The 23,137-nt window shown below is 72.7% G+C and carries 24 protein-coding genes; 12 read left to right on the top strand and 12 right to left on the bottom strand.

The window, feature by feature from the left end; all coding sequences use genetic code 11:
- Positions 1-44: 44 nt before the first annotated feature.
- Positions 45-1,760, top strand: coding sequence for a 3-oxosteroid 1-dehydrogenase (kstD, locus tag ACWEN0_RS31795; RefSeq protein ID WP_451981878.1), 1,716 nt, complete (start codon positions 45-47; stop codon positions 1,758-1,760).
- Here kstD and ACWEN0_RS31790 read toward each other — a convergent pair.
- The 6 genes from ACWEN0_RS31790 to ACWEN0_RS31765 all read right to left on the bottom strand — a co-directional run bounded on the left by ACWEN0_RS31790 (position 1,757) and on the right by ACWEN0_RS31765 (position 8,155).
- The gene (locus tag ACWEN0_RS31790) at positions 1,757-2,779 is read right to left on the bottom strand and encodes an LLM class flavin-dependent oxidoreductase (protein WP_451981875.1); all 1,023 of its coding nucleotides are present in this window, start codon (positions 2,777-2,779) and stop codon (positions 1,757-1,759) included. The two genes, kstD and ACWEN0_RS31790, sit on opposite strands and share 4 nt — an antisense overlap.
- 41 nt (positions 2,780-2,820) lie before the next feature.
- Complete coding sequence (locus ACWEN0_RS31785) at positions 2,821-3,603, bottom strand: alpha/beta fold hydrolase (protein WP_451981872.1); 783 nt, start codon at positions 3,601-3,603, stop codon at positions 2,821-2,823.
- A 40-nt stretch (positions 3,604-3,643) separates the two neighbouring features.
- On the bottom strand, positions 3,644-4,813 hold the full coding sequence (locus ACWEN0_RS31780; RefSeq protein ID WP_451981869.1) for a Glu/Leu/Phe/Val dehydrogenase dimerization domain-containing protein: 1,170 nt from the start codon (positions 4,811-4,813) through the stop codon (positions 3,644-3,646).
- Positions 4,810-5,424, bottom strand: a complete 615-nt coding sequence (locus tag ACWEN0_RS31775; RefSeq protein ID WP_451981866.1) for a TetR/AcrR family transcriptional regulator — start codon at positions 5,422-5,424, stop codon at positions 4,810-4,812. Before ACWEN0_RS31775 ends, ACWEN0_RS31780 begins: the two co-directional genes overlap by 4 nt.
- A 50-nt stretch (positions 5,425-5,474) precedes the next feature.
- On the bottom strand, positions 5,475-6,314 hold the full coding sequence (locus ACWEN0_RS31770) for a hypothetical protein (RefSeq protein ID WP_451981863.1): 840 nt from the start codon (positions 6,312-6,314) through the stop codon (positions 5,475-5,477).
- 146 nt (positions 6,315-6,460) lie between these two features.
- Positions 6,461-8,155 carry a TIGR03086 family metal-binding protein gene (locus ACWEN0_RS31765; protein WP_451981860.1) on the bottom strand — a complete coding sequence of 565 codons (1,695 nt, stop codon included), beginning with the start codon at positions 8,153-8,155 and terminating at the stop codon, positions 6,461-6,463.
- Between the two features lie 85 nt (positions 8,156-8,240).
- Here ACWEN0_RS31765 and ACWEN0_RS31760 point away from each other — a divergent pair, with 85 nt between their 5' ends.
- Positions 8,241-8,870 carry a TetR/AcrR family transcriptional regulator gene (locus ACWEN0_RS31760; protein WP_451981857.1) on the top strand — a complete coding sequence of 210 codons (630 nt, stop codon included), beginning with the start codon at positions 8,241-8,243 and terminating at the stop codon, positions 8,868-8,870.
- A gap of 176 nt (positions 8,871-9,046) precedes the next feature.
- On the top strand, positions 9,047-9,871 hold the full coding sequence (locus tag ACWEN0_RS31755) for a hypothetical protein (protein ID WP_451981854.1): 825 nt from the start codon (positions 9,047-9,049) through the stop codon (positions 9,869-9,871).
- Between the two features lie 63 nt (positions 9,872-9,934).
- Here the strand turns inward: ACWEN0_RS31755 and ACWEN0_RS31750 are convergent, their stop codons facing one another.
- Complete coding sequence (locus tag ACWEN0_RS31750; RefSeq protein ID WP_451981851.1) at positions 9,935-10,693, bottom strand: trypsin-like serine peptidase; 759 nt, start codon at positions 10,691-10,693, stop codon at positions 9,935-9,937.
- A 105-nt stretch (positions 10,694-10,798) separates the two neighbouring features.
- On the opposite strand from ACWEN0_RS31750, the gene ACWEN0_RS31745 reads away from it, so the two are divergent.
- Positions 10,799-11,572, top strand: coding sequence for an alpha/beta fold hydrolase (locus tag ACWEN0_RS31745; RefSeq protein ID WP_451981848.1), 774 nt, complete (start codon positions 10,799-10,801; stop codon positions 11,570-11,572).
- Positions 11,573-11,575: 3 nt separating this feature from the next.
- Here the strand turns inward: ACWEN0_RS31745 and ACWEN0_RS31740 are convergent, their stop codons facing one another.
- On the bottom strand, positions 11,576-12,229 hold the full coding sequence (locus tag ACWEN0_RS31740; protein ID WP_451981845.1) for a rhomboid family intramembrane serine protease: 654 nt from the start codon (positions 12,227-12,229) through the stop codon (positions 11,576-11,578).
- Positions 12,230-12,390: 161 nt separating this feature from the next.
- On the opposite strand from ACWEN0_RS31740, the gene ACWEN0_RS31735 reads away from it, so the two are divergent.
- From ACWEN0_RS31735 to ACWEN0_RS31725, 3 genes are read left to right on the top strand one after another with little or no spacing between them, the layout of a single operon-like run.
- Positions 12,391-13,518 (top strand): hypothetical protein, encoded by a 1,128-nt coding sequence (locus ACWEN0_RS31735; RefSeq protein ID WP_451981842.1) that lies wholly within the window; start codon positions 12,391-12,393, stop codon positions 13,516-13,518.
- Positions 13,515-14,426, top strand: coding sequence for an ABC transporter ATP-binding protein (locus tag ACWEN0_RS31730; protein ID WP_451981839.1), 912 nt, complete (start codon positions 13,515-13,517; stop codon positions 14,424-14,426). The genes ACWEN0_RS31735 and ACWEN0_RS31730 overlap by 4 nt, the downstream gene beginning before the upstream one ends.
- Positions 14,423-15,265, top strand: a complete 843-nt coding sequence (locus ACWEN0_RS31725) for an ABC transporter permease (protein ID WP_451981836.1) — start codon at positions 14,423-14,425, stop codon at positions 15,263-15,265. The genes ACWEN0_RS31730 and ACWEN0_RS31725 overlap by 4 nt, the downstream gene beginning before the upstream one ends.
- Here the strand turns inward: ACWEN0_RS31725 and ACWEN0_RS31720 are convergent.
- Complete coding sequence (locus ACWEN0_RS31720) at positions 15,255-16,061, bottom strand: esterase/lipase family protein (protein ID WP_451981833.1); 807 nt, start codon at positions 16,059-16,061, stop codon at positions 15,255-15,257. The genes ACWEN0_RS31725 and ACWEN0_RS31720 overlap by 11 nt on opposite strands.
- Positions 16,062-16,190: 129 nt before the next feature.
- On the opposite strand from ACWEN0_RS31720, the gene ACWEN0_RS31715 reads away from it, so the two are divergent.
- Entirely contained in the window at positions 16,191-16,388 is a 198-nt protein-coding gene (locus ACWEN0_RS31715; RefSeq protein WP_451981830.1) for a hypothetical protein, read from the top strand.
- 65 nt (positions 16,389-16,453) lie between these two features.
- Here the strand turns inward: ACWEN0_RS31715 and ACWEN0_RS31710 are convergent, their stop codons facing one another.
- A complete protein-coding gene (locus tag ACWEN0_RS31710) occupies positions 16,454-17,398 on the bottom strand; it encodes an MBL fold metallo-hydrolase (protein ID WP_451981827.1) in 945 nt (314 codons plus the stop codon).
- Positions 17,399-17,519: 121 nt separating this feature from the next.
- Positions 17,520-17,822 carry an RICIN domain-containing protein gene (locus ACWEN0_RS31705; protein WP_451981824.1) on the bottom strand — a complete coding sequence of 101 codons (303 nt, stop codon included), beginning with the start codon at positions 17,820-17,822 and terminating at the stop codon, positions 17,520-17,522.
- Positions 17,823-18,234: 412 nt separating this feature from the next.
- On the opposite strand from ACWEN0_RS31705, the gene ACWEN0_RS31700 reads away from it, so the two are divergent.
- Genes ACWEN0_RS31700 through ACWEN0_RS31685 form a run of 4 tightly spaced genes read left to right on the top strand, consistent with a single transcriptional unit; the run spans position 18,235 to position 22,064 of the window.
- Positions 18,235-18,714: a PTS sugar transporter subunit IIB gene (locus tag ACWEN0_RS31700; RefSeq protein ID WP_451981821.1), complete on the top strand. Its 480-nt coding sequence runs from the start codon at positions 18,235-18,237 to the stop codon at positions 18,712-18,714.
- Positions 18,715-18,720: 6 nt separating this feature from the next.
- Positions 18,721-20,337, top strand: a complete 1,617-nt coding sequence (locus ACWEN0_RS31695; RefSeq protein ID WP_451981818.1) for a PTS system mannose/fructose/sorbose family transporter subunit IID — start codon at positions 18,721-18,723, stop codon at positions 20,335-20,337.
- A 9-nt stretch (positions 20,338-20,346) separates the two neighbouring features.
- Positions 20,347-20,745: a PTS sugar transporter subunit IIA gene (locus ACWEN0_RS31690; protein ID WP_451981815.1), complete on the top strand. Its 399-nt coding sequence runs from the start codon at positions 20,347-20,349 to the stop codon at positions 20,743-20,745.
- The gene (locus ACWEN0_RS31685; protein WP_451981812.1) at positions 20,742-22,064 is read left to right on the top strand and encodes a hypothetical protein; all 1,323 of its coding nucleotides are present in this window, start codon (positions 20,742-20,744) and stop codon (positions 22,062-22,064) included. Before ACWEN0_RS31690 ends, ACWEN0_RS31685 begins: the two co-directional genes overlap by 4 nt.
- Here ACWEN0_RS31685 and ACWEN0_RS31680 read toward each other — a convergent pair.
- Positions 22,036-22,803, bottom strand: a complete 768-nt coding sequence (locus ACWEN0_RS31680) for a GntR family transcriptional regulator (RefSeq protein WP_451981809.1) — start codon at positions 22,801-22,803, stop codon at positions 22,036-22,038. The two genes, ACWEN0_RS31685 and ACWEN0_RS31680, sit on opposite strands and share 29 nt — an antisense overlap.
- Between the last annotated feature and the right edge of the window lie 334 nt (positions 22,804-23,137).

Genomic DNA, 23,137 nt, shown 5'->3' with positions numbered 1-23,137 from the left:
AGAACATGTTCCAGTTCCGGGGGTGGGCCGACACGATGTGCGCCATGGATGCCGAGCTGACCCGCCGCCAGATCCTGCGCGGCACCGCGGCGGGCGTGGGCCTCGCCATGACGACCGGGCTCGCCCACGCGGCGACCCCGGCGGAGTACGACGTCGTCGTGGTCGGCGCGGGCGCGGCCGGGATGACCGCGGCGCTTACCGCCGCCAAGCGGGGGTTGAGCGTCGTCGTGCTCGAGAAGGCGCCGACGTTCGGCGGCTCCGCGGCCCGCTCCGGCGCCGGGATCTGGATCCCGAACAACCCCGTGCTGCTCGCTGCCGGTGTCCCGGACACACCGGCGAAAGCCGCGCAGTACCTCGCCGCCGTCGTCGGCTCCGACGTCCCGATCGAGCGGCAGAACGCGTTCCTGCGCAGTGGTCCGGAGATGATCGCGTTCGTGCTGGCGAACAGCCCGCTGCGGTTCCGCTGGATGGAGGGCTACAGCGACTACTACCCGGAGCTCCCGGGCGGCCTGCCGAACGGCCGCTCGATCGAGCCGGACCAGTTCGACGGCAATCTCCTCGGCGCCGAACTCGCGAACCTGAACCCGCCGTACCTCGCCGTCCCGGCCGGGATGGTCGTGTTCAGCGCCGACTACAAGTGGCTGAACCTGGCCGCGGTCAACGCGAAGGGTGCGGCGGTCGCGGCCGCCTGTCTCGCGCGGGGGACGGCCGCCGCGCTCGCCGGGCAGAAGCCGTTGACCATGGGCCAGTCGCTCGCCGCCGGCCTGCGGGCGGGCCTGCTGCAGGCGAACGTGCCGGTGCTGCTGAACACGCCGCTGCTCGACCTGAACGTCGAAAACGGCGCGGTGACCGGGGTTTTGACGCCGCAGGGGCTCGTCCGGGCCCGGCGGGGCGTGATCGTCGGCTCCGGCGGGTTCGAGCACAACGCCGCGATGCGGGCGCAGTACCAGCGGCAGCCGATCGGCACGGCGTGGACGGTCGGCGCGAAGGAGAACACCGGCGACGGCCACCGCGCCGGGCAGCGGGCCGGCGCCGCGCTCGACCTGATGGACGACGCGTGGTGGGGGCCGGCCATCCCGATCCCCGGCGACCCGTACTTCTGCCTGGCCGAGCGGACCCTGCCCGGCGGTCTGATCGTCAACCAGGCGGGCAAGCGGTTCGTCAACGAAGCCGCGCCCTACAGCGACGTCGTGCACGTGATGTACGACAGGAACCCGGCCGAGCCGGACATCCCCGCGTGGCTCGTCGTCGACCAGAACTACCGGAACAAGTACCTCTTCCGCGACACCCTGCCGCTGCTGCCGCTGCCGGACGCCTGGTACTCGGCCGGGGCGGTCTTCAAGGCGTCGAGCATCACGGCGCTGGGCTCGGCGATCGGCGTGCCGCCCGCCGCCCTGAAGTCCACTGTGGACCGGTTCAACGGCTTCGCGTGGTCCGGGGTGGACGGCGACTTCCGGCGCGGCGTCAGCGCGTACGACCACTACTACACCGACCCGCTGGTGCTGCCGAACTCCTGTCTCGCGCCGCTGTGGGCGCCGCCGTTCTACGCGTTCAAGATCGTGCCGGGCGACCTCGGCACCAAGGGCGGCATGCGCACGGACGCCCGGGCGCGCGTGCTGCGCCCGGACGGGTCCGTGATCCCCGGTCTCTACGCGGCCGGCAACGCGAGCGCGGCCGTGATGGGCCACAGCTACGCCGGCGCCGGCTCGACCATCGGCCCGGCGATGACGTTCGGCTTCATCGCCGGGAACGACGTCTAGAACTCCTTGCGCACCAACGGAAGGACTTCGGTGCCGAGCAGCTCGATGGCGCGCATGACGTCGGCCTGCGGCACGCCGGACCAGTCCATCTGCATCGCGTAGCGGTCGGCGCCGGTGAGCTTGCCGACCTCGATGATCCGGTCGGCGATCTCCTGCGGGCTGCCGACGAACAGCGCCTGCGCGCCGTGGGTGTACTGGTCGTACTCGGCCCGGGTCGGGACCGCCCAGCCGCGGGCTTTCGCGCCGTACTTCATCGTTTCGAGCCAGTACGGGTAGAACTTCTCCTTGGCGTCCTGGGACTTTTCGGCGACGAAGCCGATCGCGCCCATGGTGACGTGCAGGTCGTGCTGGTCGCCGGCTTCACCGGCTTGGCGGTAGAGGTCGACGAGCGGGGCGAAGCGTTCCGGCCGGCCGCCGATCACGGCGTACACGACGGGCAGGCCGAGCAGCCCGGCGCGGATCGACGACTCCGGGTTGCCGCCGGTGCCGACCGAGATGCGCAGGTGCTCGCCGTAGGGCCGGGGCAGGATCCGCGCGTTCTCCAGCGGCGGCCGGAACCTGCCCGACCACGTCAGCGGGTCCTGGCGGTCGATGTGCAGGAGCAGGGCGAGCTTCTCTTCGAACAGCTCGTCGTAGTCGCCGAGGTCGTTGCCGAACAGCGGGAACGACTCGGTGAACGACCCGCGGCCGGCGAGCAGCTCGGCGCGGCCGTGGCTGAGCTGGTCGAGCGTCGTGAACTGCTGGTAGAGGCGGACCGGGTCCTCGGTGCTCAGCACGGTGACCGCGGAGCTGAGCGTGATCTGGTCCGTGACGGCCGCCGCGGCGGCGAGCACGGTGCCCGGGTTGGAGATGGCGTACTGGTCGAGGTGGTGCTCGCCGAGGCCGTAGAAGGACAGGCCCAGCTCGTCGGCGAGCTTGATCCGCTCGAGGGTGTTGGCCAGCGTCTGCGCCACGGACAGCTGCTCACCGGTGCGCGGGTCCGGCGTGCGGTCGCCGAAGCTGTAGATGCCGAGTTTCATAGAGCGTTCAACTATCAGGTGGGCCGTTTCGTTCCCGCCGCTCAGGGCCGCGCCCACCAGGTGATCCGCCGGGCCGTCCGGACCGGGGCCTCCCGCGGCGGGAAGTGCCCGACGTCCTCGAAGACCACCCGCTCGTACTTCCCGGTGAAGAGGTGGTTCTTCGCTTCGCTGCTCGACGGCGGGTGGCCGGCGTCCCGCGCGCCGTGCAGCACCAGCGTCGGGACGCGGACCTCGGGTGCGTCCCCTTCGCCGCCCGCGCCGTGGAGCGCGGCGGAGACCGCCGGCCAGTCGTCGTTGTCCCACGCCGCCGCGGCCCGGTCGAACGCGTCGCCGGTGAACTCCCAGCCCGGGGACCAGGTCGTCCACAGGTGCAGCGCGTACGCCCGCCGGTCGCCGTCCAGGGCGCCGTGGTCCAGCGGCGTGACGGGACCGGCCGAGCCGTGGCCCGCCGACATCGCGACCAGGCGCGAAACGCGCTCGGGGAACCGCGCACCGAGCGCGTACCCAGCCCGCGCGCCCCAGTCGTGGCCCACCACGACGACGTCGGCGAGGTCGAGCGCGTCGAGGAAGTCCCGCAGGTCCGCGCCGAGCACGTCCCAGCCACCGTCGCGCGGCTTGCCCGGGTCGCGGAACGTCGTCGGGCCGAAGCCGCGCAGGTACGGGCGGAACACCCGGAAACCGGCCTCGGCCAGGGCGGGGACGACGTCGTCCCAGCAGTGCGGGTCGTCCGGCCAGCCGTGGACCGCGACCAGGGGCCGCCCGTTCGGCGGCCCGTCGACCTCGTAGCCGATGTCCAGGTCCGGGGTGCGCGCGAATTCCGTCATGATCCGCTACTACCCGAGACGGCGCGGCGGGACACGTGCGTCAGCCGAAGCGCGCCTGGACGGCCTCGAGGTTCTTCTCGGAAAGCCGCAGGGCGGCGTCGCGCAGGCTGAGGCCGTCCAGGGTGGCCCGCTCGAACATCCCGGTGACGAGGTCGCGCATCCGGGTGCGCACCTTGCCGAAGGCTTCGTCGGCGTCCGCTCCGACGTCGCCGAAAAGCGTCCACCACCACCAGGAGTTGGTCGCCGAATTGGCCACGAAGTCCGGCACCACGCGGATGCCGCGCGCGTCGAGCAGCGCTTCGGCGTCCGCGGTGACGGGCATGTTCGCCGCCTCGACGATGAGCTTCGCGCCGATCTTGGCCTGGTTGTCGCCGTCGACGCAGTACGAGATGGCCGCCGGCACGAGGACCTCGGCCGGGACTTCGAGCCAGGCCTCGGGCGGCAGCAGCTCGTCACCGGGCCCGAGGTGGTCGCGGTCGATGCCGCCGAAGCGGTCGCGGTACCGCAGCAGGTGCTCGACGTCGAGGCCGGCCGGGTTGACGACGACCCCGCGCACGTCCGAGACCCCGACGACCCGGAGGCCGGCCTCGGCGAGGAACCGCGCGGTGGCACCGCCCATCGAGCCGAACCCCTGGACGACGACGCGGTTCGGGCCGCGCAGCCCCAGCATCTCGAGCCCGGTCAGCGTGGCCTGGGCGACGCCGAGCCCGCCGACCAGCTCGTCGAGCCCCAGCCCGCCGACCTCGATGCCGAAGGCCGCCGCCAGCCGGTCGGTCGCCGCCTCGCGGTCTTCGAGCAGCGGGTAGACCGCCTGGACCGAGCTGAGCAGGCCGATCTCCGCGATCACGCCGTCGATGACATCCTGGCGCAGGCCCAGGTCCTCGCCCATGGTCCAGTAGCGCTCGATCAGCGGCCGCATGGCGTGCAGGTAGCGGGCGACGACGTCGCGGGCGCGCTCGTCGTACGGGTCGAAGTCGATGCCGCCCTTGGCGCCGCCGAGCGGGACGTACCGGCCGTCGGGGTCGTAGTTGAGGCCCTCCTTGAGCGTCATGCCCCTGGCCAGGCCCCGGACCTCGAACAGCGTGCAGCCGCGCCGCATCCGCAGGCCGCCGCTGGCCACGCCGCGCACCAGCCGGTCGATCACCAGGTAGCCGCGGCACCCGGTGACGGGGTCGGTCCACGCCACCTCGAGCAGGGCCGCGTCCGTCATCGCCCCTCCGTGGTCAGCGCCAGCTCGGTCTCGCCGAGCTCGTGCGCCAGCGCCTGGTCGACCCACCGGGCGCAGTCGGCGGCGGTGACGGTGCCCTCCCGCGCGACGAACTGCACGGCGAGCCCGTCGAGCAGGGCGGTCAGCCGCCACGCCGCGCCCCGCGGGTCCGGGCACCGGAACTCGCCGGCCGCGACGCCTTCGGTGATGAGCGAGACGACGGCGTCGCGCCACCGCAGGTCCAGCCGTTGGACGACGTTCCGCAGCTCGGGGTCCCGCATCGCGGCGGCCCCGGCCTCGATCCACAGGTGCCAGCCCGCGGTGGGCTCGGTCGGACCGTAGAGGGCCAGCACGGCACGCAGCCGTTCACCGGCCGGGCCGGCGCGGTTCAGCTCCTCGCGCAGGACGGCGAGGTTGCGCTCGGCGGCCTGCCGGAAGGCCTCGACGATGAGCGTTTCGAGGGTGCCGAAGTGGTAGAAGACCAGGGCGGTGCTGACGCCGAGGTCCTTGGCGACGTCCGCGGCCCGCACGCCGGCGATGCCCCGGAGCCGCACCTGTTCCAGCGCGGCGAGCACGATCTCCTCCCGCCGGACCGCCACCGCCTTGCGCCTCATGCGGTCACCGTACCGAGCGGGCGGTCCGGACGGGAGGAGACGAACGTCGGTCAGCAGCGGAGCTCGGTGACGAGCGCCCGCAGCCACGGACCGGCGATCGCGGGCTCGGCCCCGATCGTCCGCACGAGCCGCTCGCGCACGCCGGCCGACCGCCCGGCGTCGACGAGCGCGAACGCCTCGGACAACGCCCGCCGCGTCGCCTCGCCGTGGTCGGGCGTCCGCACGGTTTCGTCGGACCACCGCTGCCGCGGGAACGACGGCGTCAGCTTCGGCTGGTGGTTGCCGAAGTAGCACCAGACGTCCCGCGCGAGCGACACGTTGCGGACGGCCGCCGCGGGCAGCTCCCGCGTCCAGGCGACGTCCTCCTGCCACCGCCAGGCGTCCGGCCGGGTCGGCTGCCGGAGGGTGACGCCGAGGAACCGCAGCTTGCGCCGGATCACCTGCCAGGGCTCGCGGTCTTCGTCGATCCAGTCCCGAAGCCGGTAGTACAGCTCGGTGAAGGTGTCGCCTTCGTAGACGAGGTCGACGAACACGGTCGGCCGCGTACCCCGCGCGAGCGAGTAGGGCGTGATCCCGGCGGCGGCCAGGTTTTCCCGCAGCAGCAGGACATCCCGCCGCCCGAACGCGTGCCGCGGCTTGAGGGAAACGGGCAGCTGACGCACCCGGTCACGCCACGACGTGCGTTCCAGGGCGCCGCCGAGGAGATCGTGCATGCTGTCGAGCGACCGGCCGACGAAGTGGAGCTCCCCGTCGCCGCAGCGGGCCAGCACCTTGGCGGTGCAGGTGGTCAGGTCGTCCAGGAACCAGAGGTGCGGTTTTTCGGTGTCGTCGAGGAGCGTCCCGACCTGGTCGGGACGCACCAGGTCCCACCGGAAGGGTCGGTTCGTCATGGGAGCCAGGGTAAGGACGGGAGTTGTTGGGGGCAAAGGGTTTTCGGGCCGGGTCCTTTGTGGCCGGGAGCGGGTCGCCGAGGAGGAACAGTCGAGGGCCACGCCGGGGAACCGCGGGGTTTCCCGGCGTGGCAAGGGAACGAGACTCAAGCCGTCCACTTCGGGTCGCGGCCCAGGTACCGGAGGAGCTGCGCGGCCGGGCCGTCGTCCGACGCGGGCTCCAAAGCCGGGGCGTACGCGAAGCCTCGGAGAGGCTCGGCCAGCTGCTTTGCCACCGGCAGCAACGCCGCCGCCATGCTCGGGGTCAGCGGGGACTCCTGGCCCGTCGCCACCGCGATGTCCCACGCGTGGACCGCCGCGTCCAACGCCGCCGCGCCTACCGCCACCGCTGCCGGGAGGGCTCCCTGGGGCAGGGGCGTCGGGACCGCCGTCGCGTCCGGGAGAACCGTGGCGAACGCTGCCGCCGATGCCGTCAGCTTCGGCTCCAGGAACGAGGGTGCGTCCTTCAGCGAGCCCGACGGGGAGAACGGGTCGAAGTCCGGGCCCGGCCCGCCCGTGATGAACGCCGCGTAGCCCTGCTGGTCGCCGGCTGCGTGCTGGAGGACCTGCGTCACGTTCCACTGTGCGCACGGGGTCCGGGCGGACCAGTCCGTGACGCCCGCGGCCGCCGCGCGCAGGGTGTCGTGCGCCGCCGACAGCAGGGGCCAGCGGTTCAGGCTCGCGAAGAACCCGCGGATGTCCGCGACCAGGACCTCCGGGGCTTCGTGCGCCGCATAGTGGCCTGCCGCGTCCCGGGGGCCGCCGGCTTCCGCGCCGGTGTCGTACGCGTTCCAGCTGACGATGTTCGCGTGGTCGCGCTCGGCGAAGCGGCGGATCGACCGGAAGTCGCCCGCGAACATCGCCAGGGCCGTCGGGACCGTTGTCGGGCTCTCCCGGCGCGGCTCGCGGTGCGCGTCCTCGTAGTAGAAGCGGATCGACGAGCCGCCCGTGCCGGTCAGCCAGTACAGCGCCACGTTCGCGAGGACGAACTCCGGGTCGAGGTGCTCGCCGAACAGCTGGGCGTTCCACGCCAGCAGCCCCAGCGGCGAGTCCGCGAGGGCGAACGCCAGCGTGTGCGGCTGCTGGCTGTGCAACTGGTTGAAGGAGAACATGTTCTCGTAGAACCACTGCAGGTGGGCGAGCGCGGCCTGGTCGGCCTCGCTCAGGTCCGCCATCTCCGCCGGGTCGCCGGACGGGAACGAGAACAGCTGCGTGACGTGCACGCCGACCACCTTCTCCGGCGCCAGCCTGCCGATCTCCGGCGAGATCATCGAGCCCGCGTCGTTGCCCACCGCGCCGTACGACTCGTAGCCGAGCCGGCTCATCAGCTCCGCCCACGCGGCCGCGGTGCGGTGCGTGCCCCAGCCCGCCGCCCGCGCCGGGCCCGAGAACCCGAAGCCCGGCAGCGACGGGATCACCAGGTGGAACGCCGGCGCGTCGGCCGATTGCGGCTCGGTCAGCGGGCCGATGACGTCCAGGTATTCGACGACCGAGCCCGGCCAGCCGTGCGTCAGGACCAGCGGTGTCGCGTCCGCGCGGGACGACCGGACGTGCAGGAAGTGGATCGTCTCGCCGTCGATCTCCGTGACGAACTGCGGGTGCGCGTTGAGCCGCGCCTCGACCGCCCGCCAGTCGAACTTCTCCAGCCAGTACTCCGCCAGCGCGCGGACCCGCTCGTTCGTGACGCCGTACTCGGCGGGCAGGTCGTCCGGCCACAGCGCGCGGCGCAGCCGGGCCTGCAGGTCGTCCAGGGCGGACTGGGGGATCTCGGCGCGGAAGGGGCGGACGACGGGGACGGTCATGGCGGGCTCCTCGAACTCCGGAACGGAATGCTTCGTTCCGACGATAGCAGAGCGGAACGGTCCGTTCCAGTGCTAATCTCGGCGCATGCCCGAGACCGCCCTGCCCGGCCGCCGCGGCCAGGCCGCCCGCAACGACGTCGTCATTCTCGATGCCGCCCGCCAGGTCTTCCTGGTGGACCCGAAGGCGCCCGTGTCCCACGTCGCCGAACGCGCCGGCGTCGGCATCAGCGCGCTCTACCGGAGGTACCCGAGCAAGGAGTTCCTGCTCTGCCGGCTCTGCCACGACGGCCTGCGCACCTACATCGCCGAAGCCGAGGCCGCCGCCGGCGAACCGGACGGCTGGGCCGCGCTCACCGGCTTCCTCGCCCGGGTGGTCGACGCCGACGTGCACTCGCTGACCGTGCACCTCGCCGGCACGTTCACGCCGACGGCCGAGATGGGCGATGACGCGCGGCGCGCGGGTGAGCTGACGGCGCGCCTGGTCGAGCGGGCGCACGAGTCCGGGCGCCTGCGCGAGGACGTCGTGACCGAGGACATCGGGATGCTCCTCGAGTGCTGCGCGGCGATCCGCGTCGGCGACGCGGACCGCACGGCCGAGTTGCGGCGGCGCTACCTGGCCATGCTCGTCGAGGGGCTGGCGGCCGGAAAAGGGGCCGAACTGCCGGGGCCGCCGCCGCGTCCGGGTGAGATGAACGGACGCTGGCGTCCCTCCTGACGGTCGTCTCGCGACGCGTCCGGTTGGCGGTAACGAATTCCGGGAGTGCGACGACTGATCAACGTCGGCTGTCCACGAAGACCACGCAGTATCCGTCAGAGCGGCATTCCCCGGACCGAAACGGCGAGATCACGACCATGCAACGAAGATGGCGACGCACCACGATTCTGACCTCGGTGGCCGCGATGGCCACGGCGTTCCTCGCGATGGCACCCGCCGCGCAGGCCGAGACGCCGCCCAGTTCCGTCGAAGTCAGTCCCACCACCGTGCTTCCGGGACAGACGTTCACCGTCACGGAAACCCTGTACAACGGGCTCGATTTCGCGGTGACCGGCGCCAAGGCGGCGATCTCCGCGCGGCCGGTCGCGCTCACCGACGTCGCCGACCTCGTGTCGTGCGCCAACACGACCGCCGACTGCTACGTCTACGACGGCAGCTACCGCGCGCCGGTCGGCGACCTCGAGCCGGGCGGCACCCGGACGGTCACGTTCACCTTGCGCGCCAAGGAAACCGCCACCCCGGGTGACTTCATCCTGCGCCACCAGTTCGTCGGCGACAACTACGCCTTCACGAGCACCGACGGCCCGACGATCACGATCGGCCAGCCGACGACGCTCGCCGACGTCAAGGTCGCGCTGGCGGCGACCGGCCGCGGCGGGCTGAACGCGCGCTTCGACTACACGGTCACCGTGACGAACTCCGGGCCGTCGACGGCGACCGGGATCCGGGTCGTGGCAACGTATCCGTCCGGCCTGTCGTTCGCGAGCGGGACCGGGTGCACCCGCGTCGGCACCACCCGGACGCTGAACTGCGACGTCGCTTCGCTGGCCAGCGGGGCTTCGGCGACGGCGAAGTTCTCGGTCAACGGCGGCCTGCTCGCGATCGGTTCGTACACCGCGACCGCGCAGCGCACGGCCAGCTCGCCGCAGGATCCCAACGGCGCCAACGACAGCGCGTCCAAGACGTGCTCGGCGTTCACCGGGCTCATCGTGACCTGCTGAGGGTTCGCGAGAGGTGAACCGGGCTCGTGTCCTCCGCCAGGGACGCGGGCCCGGTTCGCGTTTTCAGCCCGTGGCCGACGCGTAGAGCTTCGCGATGTCGTCGTCGAAGTAGGCGCTGTAGGAGACGTCTGGGGTGTCGCCGCCGAGCTCGTAGCCGCCGATGACCCCGACGACCGCGCCGTCCGCGACCCACGGGCCGCCGCTGGTGCCGTCCGGGAAACCGGGGCACGCGACGCGGAGCTGGTAGGTGTCGAACCGGGTGGTGGTCCCCGTGCAGACCACGGGGGAATCGGTCGTGTCGGGGTAGCCCGTCAGGGTGATCGTGTGGTCGAAACCGCGGTCGACGCCCAGCACATTCGCGCCGGTGAGGCTTTCCAGCGACGCCGGATTGCCGGCCTGCTGAACGGTCAGGAACGCGAAATCCAGATCCGGATCGGCCGAGGACGTCCAGCCGTCCGCGACCGCGACGCCGGTGACCGTCCACATTCCCAGCGGGGCGACGCCGTCGTGGTACCCGGGTGCGAACACCATTCCGTCTTTGACGCAGTGCGCGGCGGTCAGCACCAGGTCACCGGTGCCGGAATGGACGACGCTCGCCGTGCAGAAATGGCTGCCGTCGGCGAACAGCGCACCGACCGGGGACACCGTTTTCGCGACCACGGGCGCGGGTGCCGTGGTGGGAGCAGGCGTGGTCGTGGGGGCCGGTGTTCCCTCGGCGTAGGCGTCGTCGGCGGTCGTGCCCGTGCCGGCGAGCAGGCCGGCGCCGAGCACCAGCACGGTCGCCACGCCCGCGAGCGCGGACCTCAGGAACTTGATCGCCACCGATCCAGATCACCACAGCGCGGCCGGGTTGGCAGCCTGTGGCGGCGGATCCACAGCGACTTCACAGCGGCTGCCAGACGGCGCGGACGTCGCTAGCCTCGGGGCATGTCGAGTTCCGTCAGGTCGCCCGACGGCACGGTCGTCGGCTTCGAGACGCTGGGTGCCGGTCCGCCGATGGTCCTGGTCCACGGCACCGGCGCGGACCACACGCGCTGGTCGGTGGTTCGCGAGCGGCTCGCCGCGCGGTACCGCCTCCACCTCGTCGACCGCCGCGGGCGGGGGCTCAGCCGCGACGAGGCCGCGGAGTACGGCATCCGGCGCGAAGCCGAAGACATCGCGGCGGTGGCGGAGGCCGCCGGGGGTGACGTCTACCTGCTCGCGCACTCCTACGGCGCGCTGTGCTCGCTGGAAGCCGTCCGGATCACCGGCGCGGTCTCGCGGCTCGTGGCCTACGAGCCGCCGAGGCCGAAGCCGGGGGAGCACGTCGTCGGGCCGGACGCGCGTGAGCGCATGCGTGCGGCCGGCGACCCGGAGGAGGTCCTGGAGATCTTCCTCCGGGAGGCGCTCCGGCTCCCCGCGGCGGACGTCGAGGCGATGCGCGGCACGCCGGTCTGGCGCGCCCGGGTCGCCGCCGCGCACACGATCCCGCGGGAGCTCGAGGTCGTCGAGGCGGTCGAATTCGGCGACGACCTGGGCGCGATCAAGATCCCGGTCCGCCTGTTCGCGGGCACCGAAAGCCCCGCCTACCTGCGGCTGGCCGCCGAAGCCGTGGCGGAGCGCATCCCCGGCGCCGACGTCGTCCCGCTGCACGGCCAGGCGCACCAGGCCATGGACTTCGACCCGGACCAGTTCGTCCGGGCGGTCTTCGCGTTCGGGTGACGCTCAGGAGTCCTTGGGCAGCAGCGTGGTCGTCGCGTCGGGCGAGGCGATCGCCTTCGGACGGCGGTCGCGGAACAGCCAGCCGCCGATGATGCCGCCGGCGAAGCCGAACAGGTGACCCTGCCAGCTGACGCCCTCCTGGGTCGGCAGCAGCGACGTGAAGGTGTAGGCGAAGCACAACGCCATCACCAGCCCGATCACGATGTCGATCGGGTGCCGGTCGAACAGCCCGCGCACGATGACGTAGCCGAAGTAGCCGAAGACCAGGCCGCTGGCCCCGACCGTGACGGCCGAGGTGGGCGAGATGAACCAGATGCCGAGCCCGCTCGCGACGACGATCAGCAGGCTGACGCCGAGCCACTTCTTCACGCCGCGGTAGGCGGCGAGGAACCCGAAGACGAACAGGGGGCCCGAGTTGGCTTCGATGTGGTCCCAGCCGTAGTGCAGCAGCGGCGCGGTGAAGATCTCCGGCAGGGACGCCGGGTCGCGCGTTTCGATGCCGAACTCGCGGCTGAGGTCGTAGCCACCGATCGCGTTGACGATCTGGATCGCCCACAGCAGCGCCAGCAGGCCGACCATCACCCAGAAGGCCTTTTTGGCCTCGGCGATCATCATCTCGGCTTCGCTGCGGGCCGGGCCCTCACCGGTCGTGCTCATCCTGCCCCCTGCTCGCTCTGGGCCCGAGAATAGCGCTCGAGCCGTCACGGCGAGGTCACTTCCGCGGCCCGCGGCACGGCTTCGGTCCGCCGTCGTCATCCGCCGACCCTGGCCCCGGACCCGCGGCCATGGCGTACAAAGGATGCGAGAGGTGATGCCGGATGACGCCCTCGGTGGTGCGGCACGCGAAGCGGCGCCGGTGGGCGGTCGTGGCCGCCGTGGCCGCGGTGCTCGTGTCCGTTCCCTCGGTCGTCGCCGCGCTCGAGCCCGCCGGGACGGTGGTCGATCCGGGCCGGCTGCGTGCGCTCGTCCTGGCGTCGGCCGGACGGCCGTACCAGGGGTACGCCGAAAGCGCCGGCTCGCTCGCCCTGCCGGAGCTGCCGAACCTCACCCCGGTCACCGCGCTCTTCTCCATGCGGACGCCGATGCGCGCGTGGTACGCCGGGCCCGACCGCTACCGCGTCGACATCCTCGGCACCGCCGGCGAGCACGACGTCTACCGCCTGCCCGACGGCGAATACACGTGGGACTACGGCGACCACACGCTGACCGAGCTGATCGGCGACCCGGGCGTCCGGCTCCCGCGGGCCGGGGACCTGCTGCCGCCGGAGCTGGCCCGGCGGGTCGTCCAGGCCGCGAAGAACGACCCGGTGAGCGCGCTGCCGGGCCGGAACGTCGCCGGGGTCGCCGCGTCCGGGTTCCGGCTCGTGCCCGCCGATCCCGACACGACGGTCGGGCAGGTCGACGTCTGGGCGGACCCGGCGACCGGGCTCGCGGTGCGCGTCGAGGTGACCGCCCGCGGGCAGCAGGCGCCGATCCTCGTCAGCGAGTTCCAGCAGCTCGACCAGACGACGCCGGTCGTCGAGGCACCACGGCCGGTGCCCGGCGCCGGGTTCACCGTGGCGAGCGCCCCGGACGTCTCGAACGTGCTCGGCGCGCTGGGCGAGGTGCCGTTGCCGGCGACGCTCGCCGGGCGGCCGGTGGCGTCGTCGAACTTCGGCGGGGTCGAGGGCGCCGCGCTCTACGGCACCGGGCTGGCGTCCTTCGTCGTGGCCGCGGTGCCGCGCGCGGTCGGGAACGCGGCCGCCGACGCCGCCGGGAAGGCCGGTGCGGTGCAGGTCAGGCTGGCCGCCGGGACGGTGGTGCAGCTGTCGATCACGCCGTTGTCGCTCGCGATCGTCCGCTCGTCGGTGTCGCGCCGCTCGTACCTGCTGGCCGGGACCGTCACGGCGGACGTGCTCAAGTCCGTCGCGGACGAGCTGTCGCGCCTGCGGCGGGGCGCCCGATGATCGTCACGCACGCGCTGACCAAGCGCTACGGCCGCACCCTGGCCGTCGACGCGGTCGACCTGGTGGTCCGCGAAGGCGACCGCTACGGCTTCCTCGGCCCGAACGGCTCGGGCAAGACCACCCTGGTCCGGATGCTCCTCGGCCTGGTCTACGCGACCGGCGGGGAGATCGAGGTGCTCGGCAAGCCCGTGCCGAAACGGGTCGCCGAGGTGCTGCCGGACGTCGGTGCGCTCGTCGAGGGCCCGGCCGCGTACCCGCACCTGTCCGGCCGCCGGAACCTCGCGCTGCTCGACGCGGCCGGGCGCGGTGGCGCGCGGCGCACCCGGCGGCGTCGCGTCGAAGAGGCGCTGGAGCAGGTCGGGCTGGGCGGCGTCGACCAGCGGCCGGTGAAGGCGTACTCGCTCGGCATGCGGCAACGGCTCGGGCTCGCGGGCGCGCTGCTGCGGAAGCCGCGGCTGCTGATCCTCGACGAGCCGACCAACGGCCTCGACCCGCAGGGCATCAAGGAGATCCGCGAGCTGCTCGTCGAGCTGAACGAGGGCGGCACGACGGTGTTCCTGTCCAGCCACCTGCTGGCCGAGGTGGAGCAGCTCTGCACGCGCGTCGGCGTCGTCGACCGCGGGCGGCTGGTGCTGCAGGAGGACCTGGCGACGCTGCGCGCGGCGACCGGCCGCGTGCTCGTCGCCACGCCCGATCCCGCGGCGGCGGCCGCGGTCCTGGACGGGCAGCTCGAGTCCCGCGACGGCGACCGCCTGGTCATCCGGCACGACGACCCGGCTGCCCTGAACGCACTGCTCGTCGAAGCCGGCGTGCGCGTCGCCTCCCTCCACGCCGAACAGCGGACGCTCGAACAGGTCGTCCTCGACGTCACGGGTCCGGGCTCGGACCGGTTCGGAGCCGCCGGATGATCGCCGTCGAACTGCGGAAGCTCGCGCTGCGGCCGCGGGTGTGGGTCAGCGTGCTGCTGCTCTGCCTGCTGCCCGCGATCGTCGGCGTCTTCCTGGCGACGGCCGACTTCGCGCCGCCGCCCGGCCAGGGCGGGGCGTTCCTCTCGGCCGTCGTGAGCGACGGCGCACTGTTCCCGGCGGCCGCGCTCGCGCTCGTCCTGCCGTTGTTCCTGCCGATCGCGGTCGCGGTCGTCGCGGGCGACTCGATCGCCGGCGAGGCGTCCGGCGGGACGCTGCGCTACCTGCTGGTGCGGCCCGTCGGCCGGACTCGCCTGCTCGGCGCCAAGATGGTGGCTTTGGCCGTGTACGTGACCGCGGCGATCGTGATCGTGGTGCTGACGTCGCTGGTGCTCGGGGTGATCCTGTTCGGCACCGGCGGCGCGCCGGGCGTCGCCGGGCCGAGCGGGCAGCCGAGCGGCGTGACCTCGCTGTCGGGGCAGTCGCTCACGTCGTCCGGGCTGGGGTTCCGGCTGCTGGGCGCGGTGTCCTACGTCGTCGCGTCGATGCTCGGGTTCGCGGCGATCACGGTGTTCCTCTCGACGGTGACCGACTCGGCGCTGGGTGCCGCGCTGGGCGGGCTGGCCGTGCTCATCACCAGTTCGGTGCTGGAGACCCTGGACGCGGCCGCGTCCGTGAAGCCGTACCTGCCGACGCACTACTGGCTGTCGTGGATCGACTTCTTCCGGGATCCCGTGCTGTGGCGCAACATCGACCACGGGCTGCTGCTGCAGGCCGGCTACATCGTCGTGTTCTTCGGGGCGGCGTGGGCGAACTTCGCGACGAAGGACGTCACGAGCTGAGGCATTCGGCCGGGGCTTCGAGCGGGGCCGTGCCGAGGGCCTGCAGGACGAGCCCGGTGACGGCCGGGTCGGTCGGCAGGTCGCCGTGGCCGGCCCGGTTGCCGGGGCAGACCTGCTGGAGCGCGACGTTGACGGCGCCGTCCAGCCGGGCGGAGTCGGGCGGGGTGACCGTCTCGTCCCGTTCGGTCCACAGCGAAAGCCACGGCAGCGTCTTGGGGACCGGCACCCGGTCGAGCTCCTTCAGCAGCGAACTGCCCGGCGCCAGCTGGCGGCACGCGACGGGACAGGCACCCGGGTCGAGCGCGGTGCCGGCGGCGGCGAGCCCGGTGCCGTGCATCGGCGCGCCGAGCGTGACGATCCGGCGGGCCTGGTGGTCCCCGCCGTCGCGGCTCACCCACAGCCGGGCCACGACACCACCCGCGGAGTAGCCGATGACGTCGACCGAAGGCGCTCCGCTCGCGTACGCGTCTTCGACGGCTTCGGCCAGGACGGCGACCTGTTCCAGCAGGTCACCGGTACCGTCGCCGGCCAGGGTGAGGACTTGCGTGCTGCGGCCGGTGGACTGGCGGATGTGCGCGGCGAGCTCGTTGAGCGCACCTTGGCCGCCGCCGTAGCCGGGGACGAGCAGGACGGGACCGGGCTTGCCCTGGTCGGGCGTCCCGGCTTGCGGCGCGGCACTGGTCCGCGTGGTGGCGACGGCGGTCGCGACGAGCACGGCCACGACGACCACCGCGACGCCGCCCATGAGCAGGCGCCGTCGCGGGCTGATGCCGCGCCACCAGGCCGTGATCCGCACACCCCCATGATGACCTGGCCCGTGCGTGGCGGTCGTGAGTGTTCAGGGCGGCGGGAACCGCCCTGAACCCGTCGCCCGCCCGCAACGTGTGCCCGGTGGGAGTGTGGAGACAACCGGGGTGAGCTGATCATGCGGATGCGTGCCAGTGTGTTCGTCGTGCCGTTGCTCGTGCTCGAACTGGCCGCCTGCGGGCAGCCGGAGGTGGTCGTCGAAGTGGTGGGGAAGGCCGAGCCGGTCCCGGCGCGCACCGGCGGGCCCGCGTGCACGTGGCTCGGGGACACGCCGGTGGCGCCGGAGATCGTCCGGCTCCAGGCGGGTCGAGCCTGAGGTAGGCCTGGCTTCGCAGCTGTCGCTCGTCGAGGCCGGTGATCGCAAATTATCCAGGCCATTGCTCAGGAGATGCGGCGCACCGGCTCCCCGCCCAGCAGGCAGTCGAGGTCGATGCGGCCGCCCGCCGCCGCGAGGACGGCGTCGATCGCGAGGTCGACGTCGAGCTTGCGGCCGTGCTGGTCGGCGTACGCGCGCATCAGGTTCCCGATGTGCCGTTCCGGGTTGCGCCACGTCGGCCACCGCAGCGAGGCCTGCTGCGCCAGCTTCGTGAAGTCCGTCTGCCGCTCGGTCACCTCCAGCAGCCACTCCAGGTAGACGCGCATCCCGTGCAGCGCGGTGTGTCCCGGCGTCGCCACCGGGCCGTGCCCCGGCACCAGCGTGCGCGGGCGGAACGTGTCCTGCAGCCAGTCGAGCGCCTCGAGCCAGCCGGGCACCGAGCCGTGCACCGCCAGTGGTGTGTCGCCGATGTACACCAGGTCGCCGGTGAAGAGCGTGCCCGAACGCGGTTCGTGCACGACGAGGTCACCGGAAGTGTGCGCGACGCCGGGCACCGCGACGACGTCGGCCGCGGCGTCGCCGAGGTCGAGCCGCCGCCAGCCGACGACCGGGCGGACCGCTTCGGGCTCCGGCGGCTCGAGCACCCCCCACTGCGTGTAGGTGAAGACGTTGCCGTAGGTCTGCGGCCCGGCCTTGACCAGGTCGACGCTGCCGGGCGCGGCCAGCGCCGTGCCGCCTTCGCGCAGCGCGACCCCGACGCCGTTGTGGTGCTCACCGTGCGCGTGCGTGACGACGACGGTCAGCTCCTGCTCGCCCGCGTACTTGCGGACGTCGCGCACCAGTTCCAGCGTGGCCTGTTCGGTGCCGCAGGTGTCGATGAGCACGACACCCTCGCTGCCCTGGATCCAGCCGGAGTTCGAGACGAACCACTCGGCCGGGCTCTTCACGTACGCCACGACGCCCGGCCGCGCGTGCCGGAGCGGGACGATGTTCGATGTGACGGCCGGCATTGCTTTCCCTCCCTGGTGCGAAGCCGTGACGACCCGGCTTCGCAGCGTACCGGCGCTGCACGCAGGGCGGACAGCGCCGGACGAAGCGGTTAACGACGGGGGCGCGGGCAGGTTGCGCCTTTTATCCGGCGAGTTGCCGGCGCTGGTTGACCGCCGCCGAGCAGGTCCGGACCTGCAGGCGGGTGCCGTAGCCGGTGGACCCGCCCGGCGCGTCGAGGCACATGCCCGACCGCGGGTTCAGCAGCGTGCCGTCGGAGCGCGCCTGCCACGTCTGCGCGCCGGTGGCGTTGCAGTCCCGGAGCTGCACGAGGGTGCCGTCCGCGGTGCCGCCGTTCGCGACGTAGAGGCAGTTGCCGAGGGCCCGGACGGTGCCGCTCTGCCTGGTCGGTGCCGAGCGCGGCGAAGCGCCAGATCTCGCGGCCATGGGGGGAAGTTCCGCCTTTCCCGGTGCGTCGGTGGGCGAGAAGTGCGGTCTAGACCACTGGGGATGGTAAGCGCCGGGTGAGCGGGCTGTCACTGACAAGAACGGACAGCTTGGAGGGAATCCTCCGCGGCGGCGGTCGTCGTGAATTCGGTCGAGCGATTGAAAATGATCTTCCGTGCCGATCATCGGCGCAGGTCTTGACAGTCGATCTCGTACGCCCATACTGGTATATACCTTTATGGGAGGGTCCGGGTAACCGAGGGGGGCTTCGCGTTCGCGGGCCGACGGAAGGTCTGAGGGGTCCTTCCGTCGGCCGCGCGAAGCCGTCGCACGAAAAAAGCCGGTCACGGGCAGTGTTGACACAACTACTGGTACGAACCAGGATTGTCTCCTGCCGGCCGGGAGGAGAACCATGGTGGCGGGGGCACACGTCCGGATCGACAACCGGCTTGTTCACGGGCAGGTCACCGTTGCGTGGACCCGGCGGCTCGGGGTGCGCCGGCTGGTCGTCTGCAACGACGAAGTCGCCGCCGACGAGCTGCAGCGGATGCTGCTGCCGCAGGCCGCCCGGGGGCTGCCGACCGAGGTGCTCACCGTCGCCGAGACGCTCGACGTGCCCGCCGGGGCCGATCTCATGATCATCGTGAAGCACCCCGGCGACGCCTTCCGGCTCGTCGAAGGCGGGGCGCGGCCGCAGGTGGTCAACGTCGGGAACGTCGCGCCGCGGCCGGGGACCGGCTACACCATGGTGACGCGCTCGATCGCGGTCACCGCGGACGAGGCCGACGCCTACCGGAAGCTCGCCGCGACCGGCGTTCCGCTGGTCACGCAGCTGATGCCGCACGACAAGCCGCACGAATTCGTCCCGTTGCTCGACCGGAAAGGGCTGTAGCCCCGCATGCTCGTCGCGCTGGCCCTGACCCTCTGGGCGATCTACTGCACCTACGACGGCCTCGGGCCGTTCCTCATCTACGCGCAGCGCCCGCTCATCGCCGGCTCGGTCGCCGGGCTGATCGTCGGGCACCCGCTGCTCGGCCTGCTGATCGGCGCGACGCTGGAGCTGGCCGCCCTCGGCGTCTACACCTACGGCGGCGCGACCATCCCGGACTACCAGACCGGCGCGATCGTCGGCACCGCGCTGGCCGCGGGCGCCGCCGGCGACACGTCCGCGCAGGTCGCGATCGGGCTGGGCGTCGGGCTGCCGGCCGCGATCCTGCTCTCCGCGCTCGACCCGGTCGGCAAGATCATCACCACCGCGCTGGTCCACCGGGCCGACGGCTACGCCGCGGACGGCAACGCGCGCGGCCTGGCGATGATCCACTGGGTCAGCCTGGTGCCGTGGGTGGCGGTGCGCGCGATCCCGACGTTCCTCGCCGCGCTCGCCGCCTCCGGCGGCCTGGTCAAGGACATCACCGCGAGCATCCCCGCGGGGTTCGTGCAGGGCATGACGCTCGCCGGGGCGCTGCTGCCGGCCGTCGGGTTCGCGCTGCTGCTCGGCATGATGGAGCTTTCGCGGTACTGGTACCTGCTGCTGATCGGGTTCGTCGCGTTCGCCTACCTCCACGTGCCGCTGCTGGGCATCGCCCTGATCGGTGTCGCGGTCGCGATGCTGTTCGTGACGCTCAAGGGCGACGAGCCGGCGATCGAGATCCCGGAAACAGCCGAAGAGTCCACTGTGGACGTACGGCTGACCAGGCAGGACCTGCGCCGGGTGTTCCGCCGGTACTTCTGGTCCAGCCAGATCTCCTGGAACTACGAGCGGATGCAGGCGCTCGGGTTCGCGTACTCGATGGAACCCGTGCTGCGCCGGCTCTACCCGGACAAGGCCGACTACGTCGCCGGGCTGCAGCGGCACCTGCAGTTCTTCAACACCTCCGTGCTGGTCGGCGGCCCGCTGATCCTCGGCTCGAGCGTCGCGCTGGAAGAAGCCGGCACCCCGAAGTCGGCCGCCGGCACGAAGGTCGCGCTGATGGGGCCGATGGCCGGCATCGGCGACACCGTGGTCTTCGCGCTGTACAACAGCATCATCTTCACCATGGGCGCGTCGTGGGCGCTGCAGGGCAGCTGGGTCGGCCCCGCGTTCGCCGCCGTGATGGTGCTCGTGCCGTACGCGCTGGTGCGGCGCTGGCAGTTCGGGTTCGCCTACCGCGAAGGGAAACGGCTGGCCGGCCGCCTCGCCGCCGGCGCGCTCGCGCGCGTCGCGCAGGGGGCGACCGTGCTCGGGTTCGTCGTGCTCGGCGGGTTCATCCCGTCGATCGTCAAGGTCGTCACCACGCTGACCTACCGGCAGACCACCGAGGTCCAGGGCAAGTCCGTGACCCAGGCCGTGGCGATCCAGGACCGGCTCGACGAGCTCGTCCCGTTCCTGCTGCCGGTGCTGGTCACCGCGGGGGTGTACCTGCTGACCGCGAAGGCCCGCCTGCGGCCGGTCTGGGTCATCGCCATCGTCGTCGTCGCCGGGGTCGTCCTGGGGTGGCTCGGCTGGTTCGCGCCGTCGGCCCCGGCGAAGGGTTAGGAGTCCGCCATGACCGTTCCGATCGTTCTCGCCGGGCACGGCCGCCTGCCTTCCGGCGTGGGGGAAGCCGCCGAAATGATCCTCGGCCCGCAGTCGCGGCTGAAGGTCTGCGAGCTGAGCCCGCACGACAGCCCGGAGGAGTTCGGCGTCCGGCTGATCGCGCTGCTCGGCGAGGCCACCGAAGTGCTCGTGCTCGCCGACCTGCACGGCGGTTCGCCGTTCAACGCCGTGCGCGCGCTCGCCGCCGCGTCCGGCCGGCGCACGCGCATCGAGCTCGTTTCCGGGCTCAACCTGCCGATGCTGCTGGAGGTCCTGCTGCACACGACCGACGACGTCACCGAGCTCGCGGGGGTGGCGCGCGCCGCCGGCCGCGACGGCGTCGTCGACGTCCTGGAATCGACCTGGTGACCGCCGACCTCCTGCTCGCCGCGCAAGACGTCCGGATCACCCCGGGACCCGGGCACCCGCTCGGCGGGTACCTGGCCCGGCACGGCGTCGCGACCGGCACGCACGACGAACTCGAAGCTTCCCTGATCTGGCTGTCCACCGAAGACGACCCCGGCGTGCTGTGGGTGGCGCTGGACGCGCTCGCGGTCGACGCCGGGCTCACCCACACCCTGGCCGACGCCGTCGCCGCCGCGGTCGGCATCGACCCGGCGCGCGTGCTGGTCTGCGCGTCGCACACGCATTCCGGGCCCGAGGGCTGGACCGGCCCGCTGCACCCGGGGCTGCCGGGGCAGCGAGACGACGGGCTGGTCGGCCGGATGGCGGAGACGGTCGCCGGCGCGGCCCTGCGGCTGCGCGCCGGCCGCGGCCGGGTCCGGGCCTGCTGGCACGCGGGGTCGACGGAGGCGGTCGGCGGCAACCGCTACCGGCCCGACGGGCCGCACGACACGTCGTTCGGCGTGCTCGAGCTGCGCCGCGACGACGGCACCCCGGCGGCGCTGCTGTTCGACTACGCCAGCCACCCGACGGTGCTCGGCCCGGACAACCTCCGCTGGTCGGCGGACTGGCCGGGCGCGACGCGGCGAGAACTGGCGGCCCTGATCGGCCAGCCGGTCTCGGCGTTCCTGCAGGGCGCGGCGGGCGACGCGAGCTCCCGGTTCGTCCGGCGCGGTCGCGACCACGACGAGGTCCGCACGCTCGGCGGCCACCTGGCGACGTCGATCGCGCGGACGCTGGCGGTGGCCACCGCGGCGGACGCGTCCGGCCCGGTCCGCCTGTCGAGATCGGCCCTGCACCTGCCCTACCGCGACGTGCCTTCGCTGGAGGACAGCGTGGACCTGCGGGAAACGGCGGAACGGGCGCTGCGGCGCGAGCTGACCCAGCACGGCGAAGACCACCCTTCGGTCCGGATCGCGCAGACCCGCTACGAGGGGTGCGCGATGCTGGCCGCGATGGCGGCGGCGGAGCGGCCGACGGGCTGCGCCGAGGTCCCGGTCAGCGTGGTGTCGCTGGGCGGGATCGCGTGGCTGCACACGCCGTTCGAGCTGTTCGCGTCACTGGGGCTGCGGATCCGGCGCGGGAGCCCGTTCCGGCACACGCGGGTGATCGGCTACACCGATGGTTACCTCGGGTACCTGCCGGACGCCGAGGGGCACCGGGACGGGGTCTACGAGTCGTACGTGACGCTGTTCGGGCCGGACGCCGGTGACGTCCTGGTGGAGCACTGCCTGAAGCTGCTCCGGGCGCACCGGCTCAGGATGGACTACGCCGAGCCTGCGTGAAGACCGTGTAGCGGTCCGCCCGGTACAGCGAGCGGCCCGCCTCGATGACCCCGCCGCGCTGGTCGTGCAGCGTGCCTTCGATGATCAGGCACGGCTTGCTCGGCTGCATCCCGAGCAGCGCCGCGTCGTGGCTGTTCGGGAGCACCGCGGAGATCGCCGTGTCGTTCCACTCCGCGTGGACGCCCCAGCGTTCCTCCAGCGTGCGGTGCAGCGAGTGCGTCTCCCAGTCGAACAGCTCGATGCCCGGGAACCGGTCGACGGACAGGTTGGTGCGCTCGACCGCGAACGGCTCGTCGTCGACGTAGCGCAGGCGCTCCAGCCGGAACACGCGAGCGCCCGGGGGGACGTTCAGGCGGCCGGCGAGGCGGGGCAGCGCCGACTCGACCTCGGCGTGCAGCACCTTCGTCTTCGGGACGACGCCGCGGGCCTTCATGTCCTCGGTGAACGACGTGAGCATGTCGATGTGCGCCGGCGAGCGTTCCGAGGTGAACGTCGCGGTGCCGTGCCGCCGGTAGAGGACACCGTCGGAGACCAGGCGGTTGATCTCCTGGCGCACGGTCCCGCGCGCGACACCGAAGTGCTCCGCGAGGAACCGCTCCGACGGCATCAGCCGGCCGGGACCGGCCTCGGTCGCGACGCTTTCGAGGATCTCGCGCAGCTGGTCGCCCTTGGGCCGCCCCGGCTGCAGCGCGTCCGGGAGCCGGAGATCGCTCGCGGGGACGTGTTTCGGACGGGGCATGGCATAAGTATGTCGCGCCGGGGCCCGCCGTGTGCCCTGAAGGCCACGGTTCAACCCGAGGCGAGGCTCGGCCGACAGGTCGTCGGCGGGCGTGGGTCGGTCCGTGGTGCGACGGGGAGGCCGATGGGTCGGAGGCGGGCGCGGGTCGGCCGGTGGCGCGGCGAGTGAGGTCGGCTGGGAAGGCCGCGGTTTCGCTGGTGTCCTGTCCGATGGGGCGGCCGGAGGCGGGCGCGGGTCGGCCGGTGGTGCGGCGGGCGGGGGCGGCCGGAGGCGGGCGCGGGTCAGCTGGTGGCGCGGCGGGCTGGGGCGGCCGGAGGCGGGCGCGGCTCGGCCG

The organism is Amycolatopsis sp. NPDC004378, from assembly GCF_053602455.1.
The sequence above is the reverse complement of the archived record's forward strand: the minus strand, read 5'-3'. Positions and strand labels throughout refer to the sequence as shown.